Origin of the sequence: Lentzea sp. NPDC051208 (assembly GCF_040682435.1) — a bacterium.
Classification (GTDB): Bacteria; Actinomycetota; Actinomycetes; order Mycobacteriales; family Pseudonocardiaceae; genus Lentzea; species Lentzea kristufekii.
In genome coordinates this window covers 28,758-50,441 of the sequence record NZ_JBFBAW010000003.1, presented here as the reverse complement: position 1 = coordinate 50,441, position 21,684 = coordinate 28,758, and the positions used below count along the sequence as shown (strand labels likewise).

21 protein-coding genes are annotated in these 21,684 nt (G+C 69.5%); 8 read left to right on the top strand and 13 right to left on the bottom strand.

The window, feature by feature from the left end; all coding sequences use genetic code 11:
* Positions 1–11 precede the first annotated feature (11 nt).
* The 3 genes from AB0M48_RS07440 to AB0M48_RS07430 are packed head-to-tail and all read right to left on the bottom strand — an operon-like array spanning position 12 to position 4,020.
* Complete coding sequence (locus AB0M48_RS07440; protein ID WP_363836746.1) at positions 12–1,934, bottom strand: DUF6541 family protein; 1,923 nt, start codon at positions 1,932–1,934, stop codon at positions 12–14.
* A gap of 20 nt (positions 1,935–1,954) precedes the next feature.
* Positions 1,955–2,926, bottom strand: coding sequence for a Gfo/Idh/MocA family oxidoreductase (locus tag AB0M48_RS07435; protein ID WP_363836743.1), 972 nt, complete (start codon positions 2,924–2,926; stop codon positions 1,955–1,957).
* On the bottom strand, positions 2,923–4,020 hold the full coding sequence (locus AB0M48_RS07430) for a DegT/DnrJ/EryC1/StrS family aminotransferase (protein ID WP_363836741.1): 1,098 nt from the start codon (positions 4,018–4,020) through the stop codon (positions 2,923–2,925). Before AB0M48_RS07430 ends, AB0M48_RS07435 begins: the two co-directional genes overlap by 4 nt.
* Positions 4,021–4,145: 125 nt before the next feature.
* On the opposite strand from AB0M48_RS07430, the gene AB0M48_RS07425 reads away from it, so the two are divergent.
* Complete coding sequence (locus AB0M48_RS07425; RefSeq protein WP_363836739.1) at positions 4,146–4,850, top strand: UDP-N-acetylglucosamine acyltransferase; 705 nt, start codon at positions 4,146–4,148, stop codon at positions 4,848–4,850.
* On the opposite strand, the gene AB0M48_RS07420 is transcribed toward AB0M48_RS07425, so the two are convergent.
* A complete protein-coding gene (locus tag AB0M48_RS07420; RefSeq protein ID WP_363836737.1) occupies positions 4,847–5,656 on the bottom strand; it encodes an HAD family hydrolase in 810 nt (269 codons plus the stop codon). The genes AB0M48_RS07425 and AB0M48_RS07420 overlap by 4 nt on opposite strands.
* A gap of 60 nt (positions 5,657–5,716) precedes the next feature.
* Between AB0M48_RS07420 and AB0M48_RS07415 the strand changes: the two genes are divergently transcribed.
* The 3 genes from AB0M48_RS07415 to AB0M48_RS07405 all read left to right on the top strand — a co-directional run bounded on the left by AB0M48_RS07415 (position 5,717) and on the right by AB0M48_RS07405 (position 8,986).
* Complete coding sequence (locus AB0M48_RS07415; RefSeq protein ID WP_363836735.1) at positions 5,717–6,592, top strand: LLM class flavin-dependent oxidoreductase; 876 nt, start codon at positions 5,717–5,719, stop codon at positions 6,590–6,592.
* 10 nt (positions 6,593–6,602) lie between these two features.
* A complete protein-coding gene (gene lhgO, locus AB0M48_RS07410) occupies positions 6,603–7,781 on the top strand; it encodes an L-2-hydroxyglutarate oxidase (RefSeq protein WP_363836732.1) in 1,179 nt (392 codons plus the stop codon).
* A gap of 83 nt (positions 7,782–7,864) precedes the next feature.
* A complete protein-coding gene (locus AB0M48_RS07405; RefSeq protein ID WP_363836730.1) occupies positions 7,865–8,986 on the top strand; it encodes an acyltransferase in 1,122 nt (373 codons plus the stop codon).
* Here the strand turns inward: AB0M48_RS07405 and serS are convergent.
* From serS to AB0M48_RS07385, 4 genes are all read right to left on the bottom strand, one after another.
* A complete protein-coding gene (serS, locus tag AB0M48_RS07400) occupies positions 8,973–10,226 on the bottom strand; it encodes a serine--tRNA ligase (protein WP_363836728.1) in 1,254 nt (417 codons plus the stop codon). The genes AB0M48_RS07405 and serS overlap by 14 nt on opposite strands.
* A 92-nt stretch (positions 10,227–10,318) precedes the next feature.
* Complete coding sequence (locus AB0M48_RS07395; RefSeq protein WP_090006730.1) at positions 10,319–10,774, bottom strand: DUF350 domain-containing protein; 456 nt, start codon at positions 10,772–10,774, stop codon at positions 10,319–10,321.
* A gap of 21 nt (positions 10,775–10,795) precedes the next feature.
* The gene (locus tag AB0M48_RS07390; RefSeq protein ID WP_363836725.1) at positions 10,796–11,959 is read right to left on the bottom strand and encodes a glutathionylspermidine synthase family protein; all 1,164 of its coding nucleotides are present in this window, start codon (positions 11,957–11,959) and stop codon (positions 10,796–10,798) included.
* 6 nt (positions 11,960–11,965) lie between these two features.
* Positions 11,966–12,637, bottom strand: a complete 672-nt coding sequence (locus tag AB0M48_RS07385) for a hypothetical protein (RefSeq protein WP_363836723.1) — start codon at positions 12,635–12,637, stop codon at positions 11,966–11,968.
* Positions 12,638–12,790: 153 nt separating this feature from the next.
* Between AB0M48_RS07385 and AB0M48_RS07380 the strand changes: the two genes are divergently transcribed.
* A complete protein-coding gene (locus AB0M48_RS07380) occupies positions 12,791–13,849 on the top strand; it encodes a septum formation family protein (RefSeq protein ID WP_363836721.1) in 1,059 nt (352 codons plus the stop codon).
* Positions 13,846–14,196 carry a metallopeptidase family protein gene (locus tag AB0M48_RS07375; RefSeq protein ID WP_363836719.1) on the top strand — a complete coding sequence of 117 codons (351 nt, stop codon included), beginning with the start codon at positions 13,846–13,848 and terminating at the stop codon, positions 14,194–14,196. Before AB0M48_RS07380 ends, AB0M48_RS07375 begins: the two co-directional genes overlap by 4 nt.
* Before the next feature lie 29 nt (positions 14,197–14,225).
* On the opposite strand, the gene AB0M48_RS07370 is transcribed toward AB0M48_RS07375, so the two are convergent.
* Together AB0M48_RS07370 and pheA are read right to left on the bottom strand one after the other, a co-directional pair.
* Entirely contained in the window at positions 14,226–14,819 is a 594-nt protein-coding gene (locus tag AB0M48_RS07370; RefSeq protein ID WP_363836716.1) for a histidine phosphatase family protein, read from the bottom strand.
* Positions 14,816–15,706, bottom strand: coding sequence for a prephenate dehydratase (gene pheA / locus AB0M48_RS07365; protein ID WP_363836714.1), 891 nt, complete (start codon positions 15,704–15,706; stop codon positions 14,816–14,818). Before pheA ends, AB0M48_RS07370 begins: the two co-directional genes overlap by 4 nt.
* A gap of 146 nt (positions 15,707–15,852) precedes the next feature.
* On the opposite strand from pheA, the gene AB0M48_RS07360 reads away from it, so the two are divergent.
* Positions 15,853–16,371, top strand: coding sequence for a macro domain-containing protein (locus tag AB0M48_RS07360; RefSeq protein WP_363838296.1), 519 nt, complete (start codon positions 15,853–15,855; stop codon positions 16,369–16,371).
* 55 nt (positions 16,372–16,426) lie between these two features.
* Here the strand turns inward: AB0M48_RS07360 and AB0M48_RS07355 are convergent, their stop codons facing one another.
* Positions 16,427–16,921 carry a GNAT family N-acetyltransferase gene (locus AB0M48_RS07355; RefSeq protein WP_363836711.1) on the bottom strand — a complete coding sequence of 165 codons (495 nt, stop codon included), beginning with the start codon at positions 16,919–16,921 and terminating at the stop codon, positions 16,427–16,429.
* A gap of 61 nt (positions 16,922–16,982) precedes the next feature.
* Here AB0M48_RS07355 and AB0M48_RS07350 point away from each other — a divergent pair, with 61 nt between their 5' ends.
* Positions 16,983–17,600 carry a response regulator transcription factor gene (locus tag AB0M48_RS07350; RefSeq protein WP_363836709.1) on the top strand — a complete coding sequence of 206 codons (618 nt, stop codon included), beginning with the start codon at positions 16,983–16,985 and terminating at the stop codon, positions 17,598–17,600.
* Here the strand turns inward: AB0M48_RS07350 and AB0M48_RS07345 are convergent.
* Together AB0M48_RS07345 and cydD are read right to left on the bottom strand one after the other, a co-directional pair.
* Complete coding sequence (locus tag AB0M48_RS07345) at positions 17,578–18,684, bottom strand: GAF domain-containing sensor histidine kinase (protein WP_319983572.1); 1,107 nt, start codon at positions 18,682–18,684, stop codon at positions 17,578–17,580. The two genes, AB0M48_RS07350 and AB0M48_RS07345, sit on opposite strands and share 23 nt — an antisense overlap.
* A gap of 5 nt (positions 18,685–18,689) precedes the next feature.
* The gene (gene cydD, locus AB0M48_RS07340; protein ID WP_363836706.1) at positions 18,690–21,683 is read right to left on the bottom strand and encodes a thiol reductant ABC exporter subunit CydD; all 2,994 of its coding nucleotides are present in this window, start codon (positions 21,681–21,683) and stop codon (positions 18,690–18,692) included.
* Position 21,684: the final 1 nt, after the last annotated feature.

Sequence of the window (21,684 nt, the reverse complement as noted above, 5' to 3'; positions counted from 1 at the left end):
GCGCGAATCGATCAGGGCCAGCGCTGGTTGCCGTCACCGGGCGTGATCAGCTCGTAGATCTTGGCGTCCGGGTTCTCGTACACCTTGCGCGCCAGATTGGGATGATCGTCGAGGTCGTCGATCCCCGGCGAGCGCTGCATCTCCGGCCTGACGGTGCCCTTGCCGAAGATGACGTACTTGATGCCGAGGGTGTCGACCGCCTTGCGCGCCTTCGAGTTCGTGGCCATCTCCTCGAGGTGCAGCGTCAGCACGCGTGCGGGCGAGTCGTCGGGAGCGCCGTAGAACTGCCACTCGGCGGGCTTCACACCGGCCAGCGCGTACATCCACACCGAACCGTCGATGCGGTCGTTCATGACGACCGAACCCTTGGCGTGCTGTGCCAGCCACTGGTAGGCGTCGCGCTCACCGCGGCGAACGGTGTCGGCCTCCTTGTTGGTGAACGCCAGCCGCGACGAGTTGCGGCCGAGGTACGCCCCCTTGCCGAGCACGCCCAGCACCGCCACGAGCACGAGCCCGATCGCGACCGGCACCACGAACGCCGCCCGCGCGGTGCCGACCCGGTTCTCCACCCTGCCGGTGAGCTTCGTGGCGACCGTCCAGACGAAGTAGCCGACAGCCACGGAACCGGCGAGAGACAGCAGGGCGGCGATGCGCCACGCGTCGTTGTAGAACGGGCCGGTGATGAGGTTGACGAAGTCGTTGTTCAGCGACGCGCAAGCCGAGTAGACGGCACCGAAGATGATGTAGGACGCGACGAGCCAGAGCAGAATCCTGTTTCGCACCAACAGGATCACGCCCACCAACGCCGCGAGTCCGAGGGCCCACTGCGGGAACCCGTTCACCGGCGAGAACAGCAGCACTTGGCCGAAGCCCTCGGCGGGCGTGGAGAACTCCGCCCACTGGGCACCGGTGACACCCGCGACGGGTGCAAGCGCGGGCAGAGCGACCGGCACGACGGCCAGCGCCGCGATCACCACCGTGGCGATCAACGGCAGGGCCTGTGCCTTCCAGTCGATCGGCTCGAGCTTGAACGCCATCGCCAGCAGCAAGGTGATCGCGTACACGATCACGATGAACGCGAGGCTCGTGTGCAGGCCGACCAGGCCGGCGAGGGCGATCGCGACGGCCAGTGGCCCGGTGAGGCCCCGGTCCGTGAAGATCTTGCGCACCAACGCGAGCGCGGCCGGGATGAGCGCGACACCGGCGATGAAGGGCCACAGCGGACCGCGCCACAACGAGTCGTACGGGAACGCGGTGAACCACGTCGACACGGCGGCGGCAGCGGCGACCGCGAGCGGCGGCAGCCGCCAGGAGAGCGCGAACGCCGCGACACCGATCGTCCACGAGAGGAGCACGCCGAACACCGCGAGGTTCAACAGCTGCGGCATGGCCGCGAAGTTGTCGAGCATCGGCGCCAGGAAGGCGTGGTAGGTGTTCGGGTAGAAGTAGTCCAGCTTGCCCGGCAGGTTCGCCGTCGGGGCGAGTGAGGACGGCAGCGAGTTGTGGTGCTCGGAGATCCACCGGATCGCGTTGCCGTGGAACGGCGCGTCCCAGTCCTGGTTGATCGTGTCGAGCCGATAGCCGATGCCCCGCCAGTACGTCACGACACCGACGGCCATGCCCAGCACCACACCGCCGGCGATGAGCAGGTGCTCACCGAGCGTGCGCTTCGGGGTCTCGTCGGCGTCGTCCGCGACCTTGCGCCGCACCAGCCACGTGATCGCGCCGGTGACGACGGCGACGACCAGCGTCCACAGCACCACCGACAGCATCGTCCACTCGACGCCGAGCTTGCCGAGCACGAGGGCGCCCAACGCCACCGTGCCGAACGTGAGCACCGGCGCGGTACCCGCGAGCAGCCAGCCGCGCAGTCTGAGCGCGAAACCCACCACAAGTCCTGGCAACCAGAACGCCAGGATTACCAATGCACCCATCTGAAGTCAGTTCCTCGGGATCAGCCGGCGACCGCGGCGGACTTCGCCTTGACCTCGGCGACGGCGCGGTGCGATGGCAGGATGCGGCGGCGCTCGTCATCGGCGTCCAGGTTGCCCGCGATGAGGTCGATGAACCGGTCGAGCTGGGTCGCGAGCGGCTCACGTGCCGTGACCAGCTCGGGGATCTCGATGACGGTCTGCTGGCGGTAGCCGCGGCCGTCCGGGTCGGAGTCGTGCGAGATGTGCTTGTAGATCGTCACGTCGCGGCGCAGCAGGTCGACCTCGATCGACCGGTCCAGCTCCTGGATCGTCAGCAGGCGGATCTTGCGCTGACCGATGCGGCTCGCCGAGACGCTCGCGATGCCACCGGAGGGGAACGTGAGCAGCGTGTCCACCACGTCCTCCGCGCCCGGCACCGACGACGGGTGGAACTGGGCCACGCCGGCCGAGACGCGCTCGGGCTCCGCGCCGCCGAAGCACTGGATGGCCAGGTCGACGTCGTGCACCAGCAGGTCCCAGGCCACGCCGGTGAGGATGCGCGGCGCGTACGGCGAGTGGCGCTGTGCCGAGACGTACACCGGCTCGGTGATCAGGCCGAGCGCCGTCATCACGGCCGGGTTGTAGCGCTCCAGCAGACCGCACATGATCGGCAGGCCCTTGGCCGCGGAGATCTTCAGGACCTCCTCGGTCTGCTCCAGCGAGGCGCAGACCGGCTTCTCGACGAGCAGCGGCTTGTTCTTCTCGAGGATCTCCAGCGCGAGGCCGTGGTGGCTCTCGGTGCTGGACGCGAGGATGACCGCGTCGATGCCGTCGAGGTCGCCCATCTCGGGCGCCCACGTCGTCTCGAACTTGTCGGCGGCGGCCTTGCCGATCTCCTCGCGCGGATCGACGATCAGGGCGAGCTCGGCGCGTTCGGACTGGGCGGTCACACGGGCGTGCAGCGAGCCCATGTTGCCGACGCCGATGACCGCGATGCGGGGAAGGTTGCTCATGCGCCCAGCACCTCGCGAACCGTCGTGATGATCGTGTCGAGCTCGGCGTCGGTCAGCTTCGGGTGCACCGGCAGCGACAGGGCCTGGCGGGCGACGCGCTCGGCGACCGGCACGTCGGAGACGACGACCTTCGGGTTGTCCCGGTAGCAGTCGTAGTCGAACACCGTCTTCGGGTAGTAGATCCCGTTGCCGATGCCCTTCTCGGTCAGCTTCGCGGCGAACTCGTCGCGGCTGATCGGAGCGTCGTCGGTGATCAGCACGGTGTACTGGTGCCACACGTGCGTGCGGCCCGGCAGCACCTGCGGCAGCTGAAGGCCCTTGACGCCGGCGAGGCCCTTGTTCAGGGTCTCGGCGTTGGCCTGGCGCGCCTTGGTGATCGTCTCGAGGTTCTCCAGCTGCGGGATGCCGATCGCCGCGTGGATGTCGGTCATGCGGTAGTTGTGACCCGCGACCTCGTACTGGTAGCGGGCGCGCATGCCCTGATTGCGCAGCACGCGCAGCCGGTCCGCGAGGGTGTCGTCCGACGTCGTGATGACGCCGCCCTCGGCGGTGGTGATGTTCTTGGTCGCGTAGAGCGAGAAGCAGCCGAGGCCGAAGCTGCCCGACGGGCGGCCCTCGTAGGTGGCACCGACGGCCTGCGCCGAGTCCTCGACGAGCGCGAGTCCGTGCTCCTGCACGACGGGCATGATCTTGCCCATGTCCGCCATCTGCCCGTAGAGGTGCACGGGCATGAGCACCTTGGTGTTCGGGGTGACGGCGTCCTTGACCTTGTCCGCGTCGATGTTGAAGTCGTCGTCGCGGATGTCGGCGAACCGAGCCGTCGCGCCGGCTTCGAGGATGGCGTTCAGGGTCGCCACGAAGGTGAACGGCGAGGTGATGACCTCGTCACCCGGCTGCAGGTCGAGGACCTGCAGCGACGCCACGAGCGCGGTGGTCCCGTTGTTCACGGCCACGGCGTGCGGAACACCCGCGACGCCTGCGAAGGCATCCTCGAAGCGCTTGACCATCGGGCCCTGGGCGATTGCTCCCGAGCGCAGCACCTGGACCACCAGCTGCTCGGCAGCGGCGACGTCAACAACAGTAATCGGGATCATTCAGCAGTCTCTCGCCTTCGGGGATGTCCACCGGCGCGGCCGGTACAGTGCTCTGGCCTGCACGCGGGGCCCCACGCTACCCGTATGGGCTATGCCGCCTGTTTCCACCTCCTGATCGGACGCCCGTGGTCAACCACATCCATCCCAGTGCTGTTGTCGGTGACGGCGTCGAACTCGGCGACGGGATCACCATCGGTCCCGGCGCGGTCGTGCTGGGACCGTGCGTCGTCGAGGACGGGACGTGGATCGGACCGGGCTGCGTCATCGGCACGCCCCCGGAGATCACCTCGGCCGAGCACAACCGGGCGTGGGACGGCTCTCTAGCGCACGCGGGCGTGCACATCGGCGCACGGGTCGTGATCCGCGAACTCAGCACCGTCCACCAGGGCTCGTACCGGGCGACGACCATCGGCGCCGACTCGTGGCTGCTCAACCGCGTGTACGTGGCGCACGACAGCCTGATCGGCACGGGCGTGACGCTGTCGGCCGGTGTGTCGCTCGGCGGCCACGTGCAGATCAACGACAAGGTCAACGTCGGCATGAACGCCTCGGTGCACCAGCGCCGCGTCATCGGCGCCGGCGCCATGATCGGCATGGGCACGCCCGTGTCGAAGGACGTGCCCCCGTTCGCCCGCGCCTACGGCAGCCCGATCCGGGTGCACGGCGTCAACTCCGTCGGCATGAGCCGCTCCGGCATCTCCGACGCCGCGATCGAGACGCTGACCAGCGCGTACGACGCCGGACGACTGCCGGAGGAGATCCCCGCCGAGCTGGAGATCGCCTTCAAGTGGTGGACCGGGGCCGAGGCCGCGAAGCCGTTGGTGGGCTAGAACCAGCGTTCGAGGACCATCGCGACACCGTCCTCGGAACTGGGCGCGGTGACCTCGTCGGCGGCGGCGAGCGCGGCTTCGTGCCCGTTCGCCATGGCCACGCCGTGGCCGGCCCACCTGAGCATCTCGACGTCGTTGGGCATGTCGCCGAACGCGATCACGTCTTGGGGGGCGACGCCGAACCGTTCGGCCACGTCGGCGAGCCCGCTCGCCTTGGTGACGCCGTGCACCGCGAGTTCCACCAGCCCGTTGTCGGTCGAGTAGGTCAGGTCGACCTGCCCGTCGAGCACCTCGCCGATGCCCACCGCCATCTCACCGCTGGTCATGCCCGTGTGCCTGACCAGCAGCTTGGTCGCCGGGTGGCCGAGCGTCTCGCCGCGGGTCACGCCGACGTTCGGACCCTCGGCCCACGGGTGTGAGTAGCTGAGCTCGGCGACGAACGTGGCGTCGTCCTGCGCGGTGCCGAGACGTTCGACCGCGAAGGTGCAGTCGGGCAGGGCGTTGTCGATGGTGGAGACGATGTCGTGCAACTGCACCGGGTCGAGCGTGCGCGCCCAGACGATCTCGTCACGGCCGATGTCGTAGAGCACCGCTCCGTTCGCGCACACCGCGAGGCCGTCGAGTCCGGCGGACTTCGCGATCTGCGGCACCCACCGCGGCGGCCTGCCGGTGGCCAGGACGAAGGGCACGCCCGCCTCCAGCACACGGCCGACGACCGCGGCTGTGCGCGGAGTCACGCCTTCTCGCGGAGGGGGGCCGAGCAGGGTGCCGTCCACGTCCGATGCGATCAATCTGGGCTGTTCCACGCCCCTATGGTGCCTGGTCCAAGTTCGTCAGCGGCTGAACAGCTGGTTACCTTAGCGATCGTGCGCGCTGGAATCGTGATCCTTCCCGAACACCGGTGGTGGATGGCCGAACCCAAGTGGCGCGCCGCTGAGGAGTACGGCTTCCACCACGCGTGGACCTACGACCACCTCGGCTGGCGCACCCTGGTCGACGGCCCGTGGTTCGGCGCCGTGCCGACGCTGACAGCCGCGGCCATGGTCACGTCGCACATCCGGCTCGGCACGTTCGTCGCGAGCCCCAACTTCCGCCACCCCGTGCCGTTCGCACGGGACCTGCTGGCGCTCGACGACGTGTCGGACGGCCGGTTCACGCTCGGCGTCGGCGCAGGTGGGGCGGGGTATGACACCACGGTGCTCGGTGACAAGCCGCCGCTGCCGCAGGACCGCACGGCCCGGTTCGCCGAGTTCGTCGAGCTGCTCGACCAGCTGCTGATCAAGGACCGCACGTCGTGGCAAGGCCAGTTCTACGCGGCGGAGGAGGCCCGCAGTGCACCCGGCTGCGTGCAACGGCCACGGCTGCCGTTCCTGGTCGCCGCGAACGGCCCGAAGGCCATGCGGGTCGCCGCGAAGTTCGGCCAGGCGTGGGTCACCACCGGCCCGCCGACCGAGGACGTCGAGGCGTGGTGGCGTGGCGTGGCGACGCTGTCGGAGCAGTTCAGCGAGACGTTGGCCACAGAAAGCAGGACCACGCGGGTGCACCGATACCTGAACCTGGACTCCGCTCCGGTGTACTCGCTGTCGAGCGCGCAGTGCTTCCAGGACGCCGTGGGCAGGGCGGCCGCGCTGGGCTTCACCGACGTCGTCGCGCACTGGCCGCGGCACGACGGGGTGTACGCGGGCAGCGAGTCGGTGGTCGAGGAGGTCGCGGCGGACGTTCTGCCCGTTCTCGGGCATTAGCGTGTGCGGGGTGCGACATGTCGTGGTGATCGGTGGCGGAATCGTCGGGCTCGCGGTGGCGAACGAGCTCGCGTCGCGGGACTGCCGCGTGACGGTGCTGGAGAAGGAACGCGTCTGGGGCGCGCACCAGACCGGCCACAACAGCAACGTCGTGCACGCCGGTCTCTACTACAAGCCGGGCTCGCTCAAGGCGCGGATGTCCGTCGCCGGCAACGCGTCCATGCTCGCGTTCGCCCGCGACCACGGCGTCCCGGTCGACGTGTGCGGCAAGCTCGTGGTCGCGACCTCGGAGTCCGAACTCCCCCGCCTGCACGACCTGGCGGCACGCGCGGAGGCCAACGGCGTCCCGGCGAAGCTGATTTCGGCCGCGGAAGCACGCGAGCACGAGCCCGAGGTGTCGTGTGTGGCGGCGTTGCGCGTGGAGAGCACGGCGATCATCGACTACTCCGCCGTGTGCACCGCGCTGGTGGGCCTGCTGTCATCGCACGACCTGCGCCTGAGCTCCCCGGCGCTCGCGATCCGTTCGGCTGCTTCGGGCGGTGTGGAGGTCGCGACGCCGCAGGGCGTGGTCAAGGCGGACGCGCTGGTGAACTGCGCGGGCCTGCACAGCGACCGGGTGGCGCGGCTGGCGGGCCTCACCCCGGCAGCACGCATCGTGCCGTTCCGCGGCGAGTACTTCGAGCTGCGCCGCACGTCCCTGGTCCGCGGCCTGATCTACCCGGTGCCGGACCCGACGCTGCCGTTCCTCGGCGTGCACCTCACCCGCATGCTCGACGGCAGCGTGCACTGCGGCCCGAACGCCGTCCTGGCACTGCGCCGCGAAGGCTACCGCTGGCGCGACTTCTCCCTGACCGACGTGGCCGACGTGGCGCGCTTCCCCGGGACGTGGCGCCTGGCCCGCAAGTACGCCCGCACCGGCGCCGAGGAGGTGCTGCGGTCGTTGTCGCGCAAGCGGTTCGCCGCCTCGCTGGCCCGGCTCGTGCCCGCCGTGCGCGAGGACGACCTGGTGCGCTCCGAGGCTGGTGTGCGGGCGCAGGCCATGCTGCCGGACGGGTCGCTGGTGGACGACTTCCTCATCGAGACCGCGCCGCGTCAGGTGCACGTGTTGAACGCGCCTTCACCGGCGGCGACGGGTTCACTGGAGATCGCCAGGCACGTCGCCGACCGCCTGACCAGCTCGATGGACTGACACCAGCCAGGCAGATCAACAGCGCTTGCTGCGATACTCATCCGATCCAGTGATGCCGTAAGCCCATGGGGGGACCAAAAAGCATGCGCACGCTCACTCACGGCGAGTACCTGGCGATGAAACGGTTCCCCGCGCTCGACGGTATGCGGGCCATCGCCGCGGTCATGGTCGTGTTCTTCCACTACGCGGGGCCGCAGTGGGCGCGGCTCAACGGCTGGATCGGCGTGCACCTGTTCTTCGTGCTTTCCGGCTACCTCATCACCACGCTCGCGCTGCGTGAGGAGAGCCGCAACGGCCAGATCTCGATCCGCGACTTCTACGTGCGCCGGGCGTTCCGGATCCTGCCCGTCTACTACGTGGTGCTGGGCATCGTGGTGGCGTTCGCGTGGCTGCGGCACGAGTACTCGAGCAGCGGGCTGGCCTCCGTCATGCCGTTCTACCTGACCTTCACCAACGAGTTCGCGCCACCGGGACAGGTCTTCGGCCAGTCGTGGACGCTGGGCGTGGAGCAGAAGTTCTACCTGGTCTGGCCCGCGCTGATGTTCACGATCGGTGCCTTCACGCTCAAGCGCCGGCTCCCGATGACTCTGGGGCTGATGACGCTCGCAGCGGTCGGCCACTTCATGGAGATCCCGTACGTCAGCCCGGCCGCGTACTTCATGATCATCTCAGGATGCCTGCTGGCGTTCCTGCTGCACAGCCCGCGAACCTTCGGAGTTCTGCGCCCCTTCACCCACCCGCTCGTCTCGGTGCCCGCACTGGCCGCGGCGGTGGTCGTGCAGACGAACATCGGGGAGATCGACGCTCTCGTGGGAGGGACCGGTGGGCTGCTGCCGGTCGCGCTGTACGGCATGTCGGTCGGGCTGCTGATCATCTCGACTCTGCGCGGTGGCCCGATCCAGTGGTTGCTCTCGTTGCGGCCGATGGCCTTCGTCGGCGATCGTTCGTACTCGCTCTACCTGATCCAGGGCGTCGCCGGAACCGTCGTCGCGCTTTCGATCCCGGCGCTCGCCGTGCACCGCACCGCGGCTGGCATCGCGGTGACGCTCGTGTCGCTGCTGATGGCGGACCTGCTGTTCCGCTGGGTCGAGCAGCCGATGATCGACCAGGGTCGCAAGCTCATCAAGAAGCTGAACGAGCGGAAGGCCGCTCGGGCCGCCGCCGTTCCGGAGCGGCAGCCCGAGCTCGCGACTACTTCGGCTTGAGCACTTCCAGGCCGCCCATGAACGGGCGCATCGCCTGCGGAACGACGACGGAGCCGTCGGCCTGCTGGTGGTTCTCCAGGATGGCGACGATCCACCGGGTGGTCGCCAGCGTGCCGTTGAGCGTGGCGGCGATCTGCGACTTGCCGTTCTCGTCGCGGTAGCGGACGTTCAGGCGGCGTGCCTGGAACGTCGTGCAGTTCGACGTCGACGTCAGCTCGCGGTACTTCTGCTGCGTCGGCACCCAGGCCTCGCAGTCGAACTTGCGGTGCGCCGACGTGCCGAGGTCGCCCGTCGCCGTGTCGATGACGCGGTAGGGCACCTCGATCTTGGCCAGCATCTCCTCTTCCCAGCCCAGCAGCCGGGCGTGCTCCGCCTCGGCGTCCTCGGGCTTGACGTAGGAGAACATCTCGACCTTGTTGAACTGGTGCACGCGGATGATGCCGCGGGTGTCCTTGCCGTACGAGCCGGCCTCGCGGCGGTAGCACGACGACCAGCCCGCGTAGCGGCGCTCGCCGTCGAGGATCTCGTCGGCGTGGTAGCCGGCGAGCGGCACCTCCGACGTGCCGACGAGGTACAGGTCGTCGGCGGGCAGGTGGTAGATCTCGCTCGAGTGCGCGCCCAGGAAGCCGGTGCCCGCCATGATCTCCGGCCGCACCAGCGTGGGCGTGATCATGAGCTCGAAGCCGTTGGCCGTGGCCTGCGCCGCCGCCATGTTGAGCAGCGCGATCTCGAGCTGCGCGCCGACGCCCTTGAGGAAGTAGAAACGCGAGCCGCCGACCTTGGCGCCGCGCTCCATGTCGATCGCGCCGAGTCTCGTGCCCAGGTCGAGGTGGTCGACCGGCTCGAAGTCGAACTGGCGCGGCTCGCCGACGGTCTTGATGACGCGGAAGTCGTCCTCGCCGCCGACCGGCGCGTCCGGGTGCACCAGGTTCGGGATCTTGGCGAGGAGCTCGTTGACCTCGTCGGCGGTGGCGTGCTGCTCGGCCTCGGCGGCCTTGACCTCGGCGGCCAGGTCCTTCGCCTTGGTCAGCAGCGAGGCGCGCTCGTCGCCCTTGGCCTTGCCGACCTCCTTGCCGAGCACCTTCTGCTCGGCGCGCAGGGTGTCCGCGCGGGAGATGGCGGTCCGCCGGCGCTCGTCCGCGGACAGCAGGCTGTCGACGACGCCCTCGTCCTCGCCACGGGCACGCTGCGAAGCGCGCACGATCTCCGGGTTCTCGCGCAACACCTTGAGGTCAATCACCCTGAGAAGGGTAGTCCCCACCCGTTCCACGTCTCATCCGGATATCCGGTACGTGGTACGGGCGGGGACCGCCGTTCTTGCGCGAGGCGTGGCTAGTAGATCGCGAACGCCACCACGAGGCCGAGAGCGACGTGCGCCGCCGCGACGACGACGGAAGCGGGCGCGAACCTGTCCGACTCGATGATCGAGCCGATGTCCAGGCGGGTCACCCACTCCAGCAGCCGCACGGCCGCGACCTGCACGATGATGCCGACGATGCCGTAGATCAGCGACGTGAGCAGGCCCTCGTCGAGCTTGCCGACCGCGCTCAGGATGGCGACGACGACGATGAACGCCATCGACACGAGGCCGGAGGCGGTGACGATCACGGCGTTCGGCGCACCGTTGCGGACCAGGATCGACAGCTTGCCCGGCGTCGTCCAGTCGATCGCGTAGAAGCCGAACACCATGAGGACCAGACCGACGACGGCGTACAGCGCGATCGCGCCGATGCCCCGGCCGATGGCCGAGCCGAAGCCGGGGTCCAACGCGAGCGTCGTGTAGTCCATTACCTGTTCCCTTTCGGAGTCTTACTCAACAATTCGATGCGGCACGAACGCCGCGCCGTCGTCGGTCACCAGACCGACCGTTTCCCGGATGCCGAGGCCTGCCGACGTGTCGCCGACGACCCAGGCACCCAACGCGGGGCGGTAGCCGTCGAACTCCGGAAGCGGATCGAACAGCTGGTACACGAAGCCTTCTTTGCCGTACACGCCGCCGGTCTGCGTCTCGTAGCCCGGGGCGACGATCTGGATGTTCGACCCCTCGCGGCCGAGCAGCGGCTTGCGCACGTACTCGGTGAGCATGCCGGGATCGTTCAGGTAGGCCGGGAGCAGGTTCGGGTGGCCCGGGTACATCTCCCACAGGATCGCGAGCAGCGCCTTGTTGGAGAGCAGCATCTTCCACAGCGGCTCGACCCACAGCGTGCCGGGCAGCGACTCGACGGCGTGGCGGCCGAACTGCTCCTCGACGACCCACTCCCACGGGTAGAGCTTGAAGACCGTGCCCATCGGGGCCTCTTCGAGGTCGACGAACCGGTTGAGCAGCGTGTCCCAGCCGACCTCCTCGATCGCGAGGCCCACCGTGTTCAGGCCCGCTTCGGCGGCGGTCTCCTGCAGGCAGGCGATCGTGAGGTGGTCCTCGCCGGACGGGTCGGCGCCCGACCAGGTGAAGTGCAGTTCGCTGGAGGGCAGCTTGGTGCCGATCTCCGTCCACCGCTCGACCAGGCGCTCGTGCAGCGAGTTCCACTGGTCGCCGTCCGGGAAGACGTCTTCCTTCCAGTACCACTGGACGTACGCGGCTTCCAGCAGCGACGTGGGGGTGTCGGCGTTGTACTCGAGCAGCTTCGCGGGGCCCGAGCCGTCGTAGCGCAGGTCGAAGCGCCCGTAGACGTGCGGGTCGCGGCGGCGCCACGACTCGGCGATGTGCGGCCACACCCACTCGGGGATGCCGAAGTCGCGGTACCGCTCGGTGAGCACCACGTTGTCGACCGCGTCGAGGCACATGGAGTGGAGCAGTTCGACGTCGGCTTCGAGCGAGAGGACCTCGCTCATCTCGAACACGTAGTGCACGGACTCGTCCCAGTACGGACGGTCGGTGCCGTTCGCGTACTTCGCGGGCAGGCCGAACACCAACCCCTGGTCAGAGACCGTCCGCTGCCAGTTCGGCCGCGGCTGTGAGGTTTCACGACGCAAGTGTGCTCAGCCTCCGCTGCTGGAGGAGCCGCTGCTGACGCCGAAGCCGCCGCGCTGGACGGACGTGCCCGACTTCGTCGAGACGTTCGCGCCCTTGGGGATCGTGTAGCTGCCGCCGGACACCTTCTGGCCGACCGCGCCCGTGCCGCCGTAGTTGTAGCGGTACGAGGTGCCACCGATGTAGATGAAGCCGCCGCTGCTGTACCCACCGTGACTGCGGTAGTACGACTCGTCGCAGTAGTCGTCGTCGACGATCACGTTGTTCGAGTCGGTGCACTGCGCGGTGACGTTCTTCGGGCTGGCGGCCGCGTACCAGATCGCGACCAGCGCGACCACGCCCACGGTGACGCCACCGCCGATGAGAAGGCGTTTGCGCGTCTTGCGCTTCTTCTCGAACGCGGCGGACTCGGCGGCGAACCGCTCCTGCTGCGCCTTCAGCGCGGCGGCACGAGCGCGTTGCTCGGCGACCGTGGCCTGGCGAGGCTTGGTCACGCCGGCCTGCTGCTGGCGCACCTTGCCCTTGGCGGACGGCTGGTTCGGGCCGGCCTGCTGCGGCGCAGGCCGGTACGGCGGCAGCTGCTGTGGCTGGCCGGGCTGTTGCGGCTGGCCGGGCTGTCCCGACGGCGACCCAGGCTGGGGCGTCGGCTGGCCAGGTCCTGGCAGGTTGTTGTCAGTCATCACCACTCCCGCGGGCAAGGTACCTAGCCAGACAGCTGAAACATGGCCAATTCAGTGACGAGTGTCCTAATAGCAACACTCGACCCAACCCGGCGCACAGCCGTCTCACACGGCACGGGCATCATGGATGAGATGTCTCCGAGCGCCGGTTGGTTGAGTCGATCCGGTCACATCCGCGACACGCGGATCGTGATGGCCGGTGCTTTCGTGGGCGCTTTCGGCTTGTTGATGTTGTCCGCGTTCACGTCCGTGCTGGCAGGAGGCCCGCTCACCACCAAACGCGAGCTGGTCAACGCCGCGTACCAGGCCGTCGCCGGCGAGTGCCTCAACTGGGAGAAGGCCGACCTGTCCGACGCGCAGAAGGTCGACTGCTCGGCCGCGCACAAGTTCGAGGTCACCGGCACGGCCGACATCACCGCCGCGTACCCGAAGGAAGCGCCGTTCCCGAACGCCGAGGCCTGGGCCAAGATCGCGCAGGACAACTGCGCCCAGGCGTCGACCACCTACATGGACGGCAAGCTCGACCCGAAGGGCAAGTACGGCGTCAGCACCCTGAACCCGGACGAGGGCCGCTGGTCGAGCGGCTACCGCCAGCTCAGGTGCGGCCTGCAGGTCACCGCCCCGTCCGGCGCGGCCCTGCCGTCGTTCGGCAGCGCGAAGACCCAGGACCAGTCCGCCGTCTACGACCCCGGCGTCTGCGTGGCGCTGGGCGAGAACAACACGGTGGGTGACCCGATCGACTGCGCCAAGCCGCACGCGTTCGAGATCGTCGGCGTCGTGCAGCACCCCGAGGGCCCGTTCGTGCCGCTCGAGGCGCAGGACTCCGCGATGTCCGAGAAGTGCGCGGCCATCGCCTCCGAGTACACCGGCGGCGCCGACCTGAAGGCCAAGAACCTGCTGGTCACCTGGGACACGCGCGCCGAGGAGAGCTGGGCCGTCGGTTCCCGCAAGGCCAACTGCAAGATCGGCGCGGTGCCCCAGGGCAACAACCTGGTGGCGTGGGAGGGCAGCGTCCGCAACCCCAACGGCGCGCCGCTGACCACCGCGAACCCGCCGCAGACGACCTCGGTCAGGCCTCAGGACGAGCCCACCGGCGCCCCGCTGCACTCCGAATCGGGCAAGCCGCCGTCGGAGTCCGGCAAGCCCTCGGACTCCGGCAAGCCCGACAAGCCCTCCTCCAGCCCGCCTCCGTCGAGCACGGAGAACCGATGACCGTCGAGATGACCAGGGCTCGTTTCGACGAGCTGGTCGAAGAAGCGCTGGACCTGGTCCCGCCCGACTTCATGCACGCGATGAACAACGTCGTGGTGCTGGTCGAGGACCGCAACCCCGAGGAGCCCTCGCTGCTCGGGCTCTACCAGGGCATCGCGCTGACCGAACGCAACTCCGACTACGGCGGCACGCTGCCCGACCACATCTTCATCTACCGCGAGGCGATCCTCGACATCTGCCACACCGAGGACGACGTGGTCGAGGAGGTCATCATCACCGTGGTGCACGAGATCGCGCACCACTTCGGGGTGGACGACGCCAAGCTGCACGAACTCGGCTGGGGCTGAGCGGCCTCCCCCGCGCGGGTGAGGCCGGACTAGATCTCGACGCCGGCCCAAGACCGGCACACCCAGCCGTCGCCCTCGGACTCCAGCACCACGACCCCGGTGTTCGGCAGCAGGTTCTCGGCCAGCTCCACCGGCACGTTCGACGCGAGAGCCAGCGCGCCCATCCGCCCGGCGCCGCCGTGGGTCACGACCATGACGGTGCCGTCGGCCCGGATGGTCGAGATGGCTCCGAGGAACCGGTCCAGCACCTGCTGACCGGTCTCGCCGCCGCCGGGGAACGCCACGTCCAGGGCGCCCTCGGCCCACGCGATCACGGTGTCGAGGTAGGTCTTGTACGCCTCGGTGTCGTTGCGGCCTTCGAGCGAGCCGACCTGGATCTCCTCGATGCCCTCCAGGATCTGGACGGGCAGGCCGAAGCGTTCGGCGGTCGGGGCGGCGGTCTGCTGGGCGCGCAGGCCGATGCTCGCGTAGACGGCGGTGATGTTCTCGCCCGCGAGGGTGTCGGCCAGTTCGCGGGCCTGCTTGAGACCCAGTTCGGTGAGCGGAGGGCCTGGCATGGCCGTGTCCAGCTTGCGTTCGATGTTCGACGCCGTCTCACCGTGCCTGACCAGCAGCAACCTCACCCGCGCTCGCCCTTTCTGACAGCATCGACCCAGGAGGCGGCTGCGGCGAACTCGGCGTTGTGAGCCTCTACGGGCTCGTGGTCGGCCTTCGGGAAGGACCCGAGGAACCGGATCTCGCGCGAGTGTCGGTGCAGCGCGGCCAGCGCGTCACCGATCCTCGGCTCTGCGATGTGCCCCTCGACGTCGATGTAGAAGCGGTACGTCCCCAGTTTGCCCTTCTGGGGACGCGATTCGAGGCCTGTGAGATTGATGCCACGCAACGCCAGCTCGGTGAGCAGTTCGGACAGCACGCCGACGCGGTTCGGGGTGGTCACGACGACGCTCGTGCGGTCTGCTCCGGTCGGCTCAGGCAGCTGACCCGGACGGCGCAGCAGCAGGAACCTCGTGCGCGCGTCGGCCACGTCCAGGACGTCGGTGGCGTACTCGTCCAGCTTGTAGTGGTTGACGGCGACGGGTGCCGAGACGGCCGCGTCGAACTCGCCGCGCTCGACGGCGGCAGCGGCGGCCGCGGTCGACGGCGTGGCGATGGAGGTGGCGCCGGGCAGCGTGGCGGCGATCCACTCGCGGACCTGGGCCAGCGCGTGCGGGTGCGAGGCGACGGTGCGGATCTCGGTGGTCCCCGGCCGGACCAGCACGCTGAACTTGACGTCCAGCACCGTCTCGGCCACGGCGACGACCGGCTCGTCGCGCACGAGGACGTCGAGCGTCACCGGCACGGCGCCCTCGACGGAGTTCTCGATCGGCACGCACGCGAAGTCGGCCGAACCGTCGCGCACGGCGGCGACGGCGAGCGGGATCGTCTCGAACGGAACGAGTTCACCCTCGAACCGCGAGGCGGCCTGCTCGGTGAAGGTCCCCTGTGGTCCGAAGTACGCAATGCGAGGCACCGAGTCAGCGTAGTGCGGGCGGGGAGGCGCGAATCACGCCTGTGTCGGGCGCCAATCCTGGGTTCCGCCGGGACCGTTCGAACTGGAATGCTTGGGGCGTGCCCGCTCTAGCGCCAGAACTCGTGTTGTGCGCGGTCGACGAACCGATGGCGAACGCCTGGCTCGCCGTCGCGGACGGCCGCGACGGGGTGCGGGTGCACCGCGGGTCCGTTCTGGACATCCACGCGCAGGCCATCGTCAGCCCGGCGAACTCACAGGGCTGGATGCGTGGTGGCATCGACGCCGTCTACGCCACGGCCTTCCCCCACGTCGAGACCAACGTCCGCAGCGCCGTTCTGGCGCTGCACGGCGGTGAGCTCCCGGTGGGCGAGGCGCAGATCGTGGCGACCGGCGAGACCGAGCCGGCGTGGCTCATCAGCGCTCCGACGATGCGCAGGCCCGGCGAACGGCTGCCGGTCGACACCGTCCACCCGTACCTCGCCGCACGGGCCGTGCTGATGCTCTGGCTCACCGGTCGGCTGGAGGACGGCACGCTGGTGCGCGACGCCGTCCGCACCATCGCGATGCCGGGACTCGGCACCGGGGTGGGAGGCGTCGCACCGTCCACGTGCGCCCATCAGGTCGCTGCCGCGTGGGACGAGGCGTTCAACCCGCTGCACGTCTAGGTCGTGCACAACTCTTGTGCACAACCCTGTGGACAAAGCTGTGGATGCTTGTGGACTACTGCCGTGGCGCGACCCATCGTTCCAGGTCGAGCTCGTCTGTAATGGGGATGCCGAACTCCCCGACCGCGGGGATCTCGGGCTTGAGCTTGCGCGCTTCGCGCACCGCGTCCGGTCTCAGCGCCACCAGCTTGAAGCCGCGGCGCTGGTAGAAGCGGATCGCGTCGAGGTTGTCGTTGGTGGTCGTCAGGCGCACCCGGTTGCATCCGAGCGTGCGCGCCTGGCGGACCGTGGCGTCGACCAGCGCGGTGCCGACGCCACGGCCTCGCCGAAGTGCGTCGATGGTGACGATCTCCAGCTGGTGGTTCGCCACCGCGTAGGTCAGCAGACCCAGCACCTGGCCCTGCTTCTCCACGAGGAAGCCCGGCAGACTCGCCGGGAAGAACACCTCTCCGTGCGCGACGGAGGTGTGCGCTCCCCATAGCTCGAGAACCAGCCGGGCGACAACTATGCGATCTGCTTCCTCGACCGGTCGTACCGAGCCTTCTGCCATGACAAGAACTGTGCCAATTCGAGTCACACTCAGGAACAGCCATTCGACGTACGGTGGATTCGTGCCAGTGCGCGTTTTGTTGGTTGATGATCACGAAGTTGTGCGCAGAGGACTGCGCGAGATGCTCGACGACGAGATGGACATCTCGGTCGTCGCCGAGGCCGGTTCCGTCGACGAGGCGGTGACGCGGGCTCGGAAGACCCCGTCCGACGTGGCGGTGGTCGACGTGCAGCTGCCGGACGGCAGCGGCGTCGACCTGTGCCGGTCGTTGCGGGACCTTGGCATTCGTTGCCTCGTGCTGACCGCGTTCGACGACGAGGAAGCGCTCGTCGGCGCGATCATGGCCGGGGCGTCGGGGTATCTGCTCAAGCAGGTTCGGGGTCAGGACGTCGTCACGGCCGTGCGCGAGGTCGCAGCTGGACGGTCCCTTCTGGATCCCGCGACCACAAGCCGAGTACTCGAACGGATGCGCAATCCGGCCCCGGTCGGCCTCACCGACCAGGAACAGCGCGTGCTCGAACTCATCGGCGAGGGCCTCACCAACCGCCAAATCGGTGAACGGCTCTTCCTCGCGGAGAAGACTGTGAAGAACTACGTGACGTCCGTGCTCTCGAAACTCGGCATGGAACGGCGAACGCAGGCCGCCGCCTGGGTGGCTAAACGGGGACGGACCAGGTGAGCGTCGTCCCGTTCGGCGAACTCACCACGCGGAAATCCCCGCTCGCGGACTTCGCCCGTTCGGCGAGGTGCCGCAGCCCGCGCTGAGTCACGCCGGACGGGATGCCGCACCCGTTGTCCGCGACGCGCAGCAGCAGGTGCTTCTCATCGCGCCGTACGTCGATCTGGACGTTCGTCGCGCCTGAGTGCCGCACGACGTTCGACAACGCTTCACGCAACGCCGCCCGTGCGTCGTCGGCGTGCTTGCGCGGCACGTTCGCCAGGTCACCGGCCACGTGCAGGCGCGGTGCGAAGCCGAGCAGCTCACCGGCCGTGCGGACCTCGGCCTTGATCGAGTCGTGCAGGTCGGCGGAGTCGGCCGGGTCGGTGTTGCGCAGCTTGCGGACGGTCGCGCGGACCTCGGCGATCGTCTCGTCGACCAGGTCGACGGCCTCGTTGATCCGGGCGCGCTGCGAGTTGTCGAGCTTCTTTCCCAGGCGTCGTTCGAGCAGGCTGAGCTGCACGCCGGCGCCGTAGAGCCGCTGGATGATCACGTCGTGCAGGTCGCGGGCGATGCGTTCGCGCTCCTCGTAGACCGCGACGCGCTGGCGTGCCGTGAAGCCCTCGGACAGCACGACCGCGAGGCCCGCCTGGGCCGCGAACGCCGTCAGCACGTCCACCGTCTCCTGGGTGAACGGCGGTTTGTCCCTGCGGCGGTAGACCGCCAGGGCGCCGATCTTGCGGTCCGAGGTGCCGAACGGCGCCACCGCGAACGGCCCGTAGACGCGCAACGGCTGTGGCACGTACGGGGCCGTGCGCGGGTCGTTCGTGACGTCGTCGGCCATCACCGGCACGCCTGTGCGCGCGGCCTTGGCGGCGGCGCTGCGCGGGCTCAGCGTCGCGACGATCGGCTCGCCGCTGGAGGCCTCCACCGTCAGCGTGCCGTCGTCGTCCTCCGTGGCGAGCATGGCGAGGCCGAGGTCGGCGTCCGCGATCTCCGCGGCCGCCTCCACCACGAGCCGCAGCACGCTCTCCGGGTCTTCCAGCGCCGCCGACGTGATCTCGGTGGACGCGACGAGCACGCGCCGCGCCAGAGAGGGGTCCATGGCTCTCAACGGTATGCGGGTGTGCCGAGGTCCAGCACCAGGTCCGCCCTCGCCGCCTCGTCCGGGCGGTGCGTGATGTGCAGGATCGTCCTGCCGTCCTGCCTGAGCTGCTCCAGGAGCTCGCGCGCGGTCGGCTCGTCCAGGTGCGCGGTGGGCTCGTCGAGCAGCACCACGTCGGCGTCGTGCAGCAGTGCCCGCGCCAGCGAGAGCCGTTGCGCCTCGCCGCCCGACACCTGGTCAGGCCTGATCACCGTGTCGAGCCGGTCGGCCCACTCCGGCAGGCACGCCTTGCGCAGAGCTTCCCGCAACGCCTCGTCGTCGTGCTGACCCGACATCCGCAGGTTCTCCCTCACGGTCGTGCTGACCAGCATCGGCTCCTGCGGGCACCAGGTGGCGCGCGGCAGTTCGACGATCCCCCGCTCCGGCTGGAGGAAGCCCAAGAGCAGCGCGAACAGCGTCGACTTGCCGCTGCCCGACGGTCCCACGACCGCGACGTGCGTGCCGGGTTCGATGGTGAGGTGGAGGTCCCGCAGCGTCGGCTCGGTCGCGCCGGGCCAGCGGACGTCGACGTTCTCCAGCCGGATCCGCTTGCCGCGCGGCAGTGCGGGACGTTCCGGAGCGTCGAACTGCAGCCGCGCGCTGGCCTCCCGCAACGCCCTGCGCTGCTGGGCGGCGAGCGGCAGCGCGGCCAGCGGTTCGGCGAGCGCGAGCGGCACCAGACCCAGCACCGGGTTGCCGGTCGTGGCGCAGATCAGGGCCGCCGCACCGGTCGCGAGCAGGACGATCGCCGTGGCCGCGCCCGTGCCAAACGCTTGCCGGCGGGTCTGGCCCGCGAGCTCGACGTCCTCGGCGTGCAGCTGGGCCAGCAGGCGGTGATGGGCGTCGTGCGCGATGAGGTCCGGTGCGGCGGCCAGGGCGTTGATCGTGTCGCGGGCGACCTTGCGGCGGCCCCTGGCGAGCTTCGTGCTGGCCCGCCGCTCGGTCCAGACGGCGACGGCGGGTGCTGCCAGGCCGGCCACGAGCAGCAACCCGCCCAACGTCAGCGCAGCGCCGAGGTCGATGAACGCGAACAGGATCGTGGTCGCGACACCCGCGCCGATGGCCACGATCGGCGGCACCAGCACGCGCGGCACCAGGTCGCGAACCGTGTCGGTGTCCTCCACGAGCCGTTGCAGCCCATCACGCCGTTGGGTCCGCACGAGTCGCAACCACAGCTCGGCGCGGAGCCCGTTCGCGAGGCGGAACGTCTCGTCGTGGGTGACCAGACGCTCGACGTACCGCAGCACGCCCTTGCTCAGCGCGAACGTCCGCACGCCCACGACCAGCACGGACAGCGTCAGGATCGGCGGCATCTCGGCGGCGCGGGCGATCAGGTGGGCCGCCAGGGCGGTCAACGCGATGCCGGCGACGGCCGCGAGGATGCCCAGCCCGGCACCCTTCCACGGGATCGGCAGGCGCTTCGGACGTTCGGCTTGCGTCTCCTCGGTGACGACCCTGGCGAACGTCTCGTCCTCGGTCGTCTCCTTGTCGCGGTGCGAGGCGAGGACGACCGCGGCCGTGGCGCTGGCTCGCTTGATCGCTTTGTCGACTTTGCGACTTGTCACCGGGTCGAGGTGCGCGGTCGGTTCGTCGAGAAGCAGCACCGTCGCGCCGTGACGAACCCTCAGCAGGGCGCGCGCGACTGCGACGCGTTGGCGTTCACCGGTCGAGAGGTCGGTGATCTGACGGTCGAGCAAGTGCACGGCCGCGACCTCGTCCGCGACCTGCTCGAGGTCCTCGGCGCCGGGAACCGTGAGCTCCAGCTCGGCGCGGGGCGTGGCGGCGGCGAACGCGGGCTTCTGCGGCACGTACGCGATGTCGCCGGCCACGAACGCGGTGCCGTCCGTCGGCTCCACGAAGCCCAGCAGCACCTGGAACGTCGTCGACTTGCCGGCACCGCTCGCACCCTCGAGTCGATGAATCTCCCCCGGCCTGACGTCGAAGCTGACGCCGTCGGGAGCGAAGCCACCGCGCCGGAGCACGCGCAGGTTGTCGACGTGGACCGAGCCACCGGGCAGCCGCGGGCGAGCCTTGTCCTCGTGCTCGACCACCTCGGCGACGCGGCGGACCGCTTCCAGCCCGTCCTCGCTGGCGTGGTGGGCGGCCCCGGCCGCACGCAACGGCAGGTAGCACTCGGGCGCCAGGATCAGCACGACCAGCGCGGTCATCAGCGTCATGTCGCCGTGCACGAGCCGGATGCCGACGCCGACCGCGATCAGCGCGACCGACAGGGACGCGGCGATCTCCAGCACCAACGCGCTCAGGAACGCGATCCGGAGCGTGCCCATCGTGGCCTTGCGGTGCTGTTCGCCGATCTGCCTGACCGCACCGGCCTGCTGCTCGGCGCGGCCGAAGACGGTCAGGACCGGGAGGGCGCGGAGCAGTTCGAGGAGCTGGGCGCTCAGCAGCTCGGTGACGTCCGCGGCCTTCTTGACGCGCTTCTCCGTGTACCAGCCGATCAAGGCGGCGAAGACCGGGATCAGCGGCACGGTGACCGCGATCAGCACGGCCGACGGCCAGTCGGTGAAGAGGATCCACGCACCGGCCAGCGGCGGCACGATCACGGCCGTGACCAGCGCGGGCAGGTAGCGGGTGAAGTAGGCGTCGAGCGCGTCGAGGCCCTTGGTCGCGAGCACCGACAGCTCGGCCGTGCCGCGGTCGGCGATCCAGCCGGGACCGCGTTCGAACGACTTGGCCAGCAGCTGGGTCCGCAGTTCCTCCTTCGCACCGGCGGCGGCACGAGCGGCGGCGGACTCCGTCGCCCACGACAGCCCCGCCCGCGCCAGGATCGCCGCGGCCAGCAGCGGAAGGCCTTCGCGGGTCGTGATCACCGACGCCAGCGCGACGGCCTGGGCGACGAGCGCCAGGGCGTTGAGGAACGCCAGCGCGCCCACCCCGACGAGGGCGCGCCTGGCGTTCCTGGAGAGCTGGGGCAGTGCTCCCAGCGGGCCTCGTTTCATC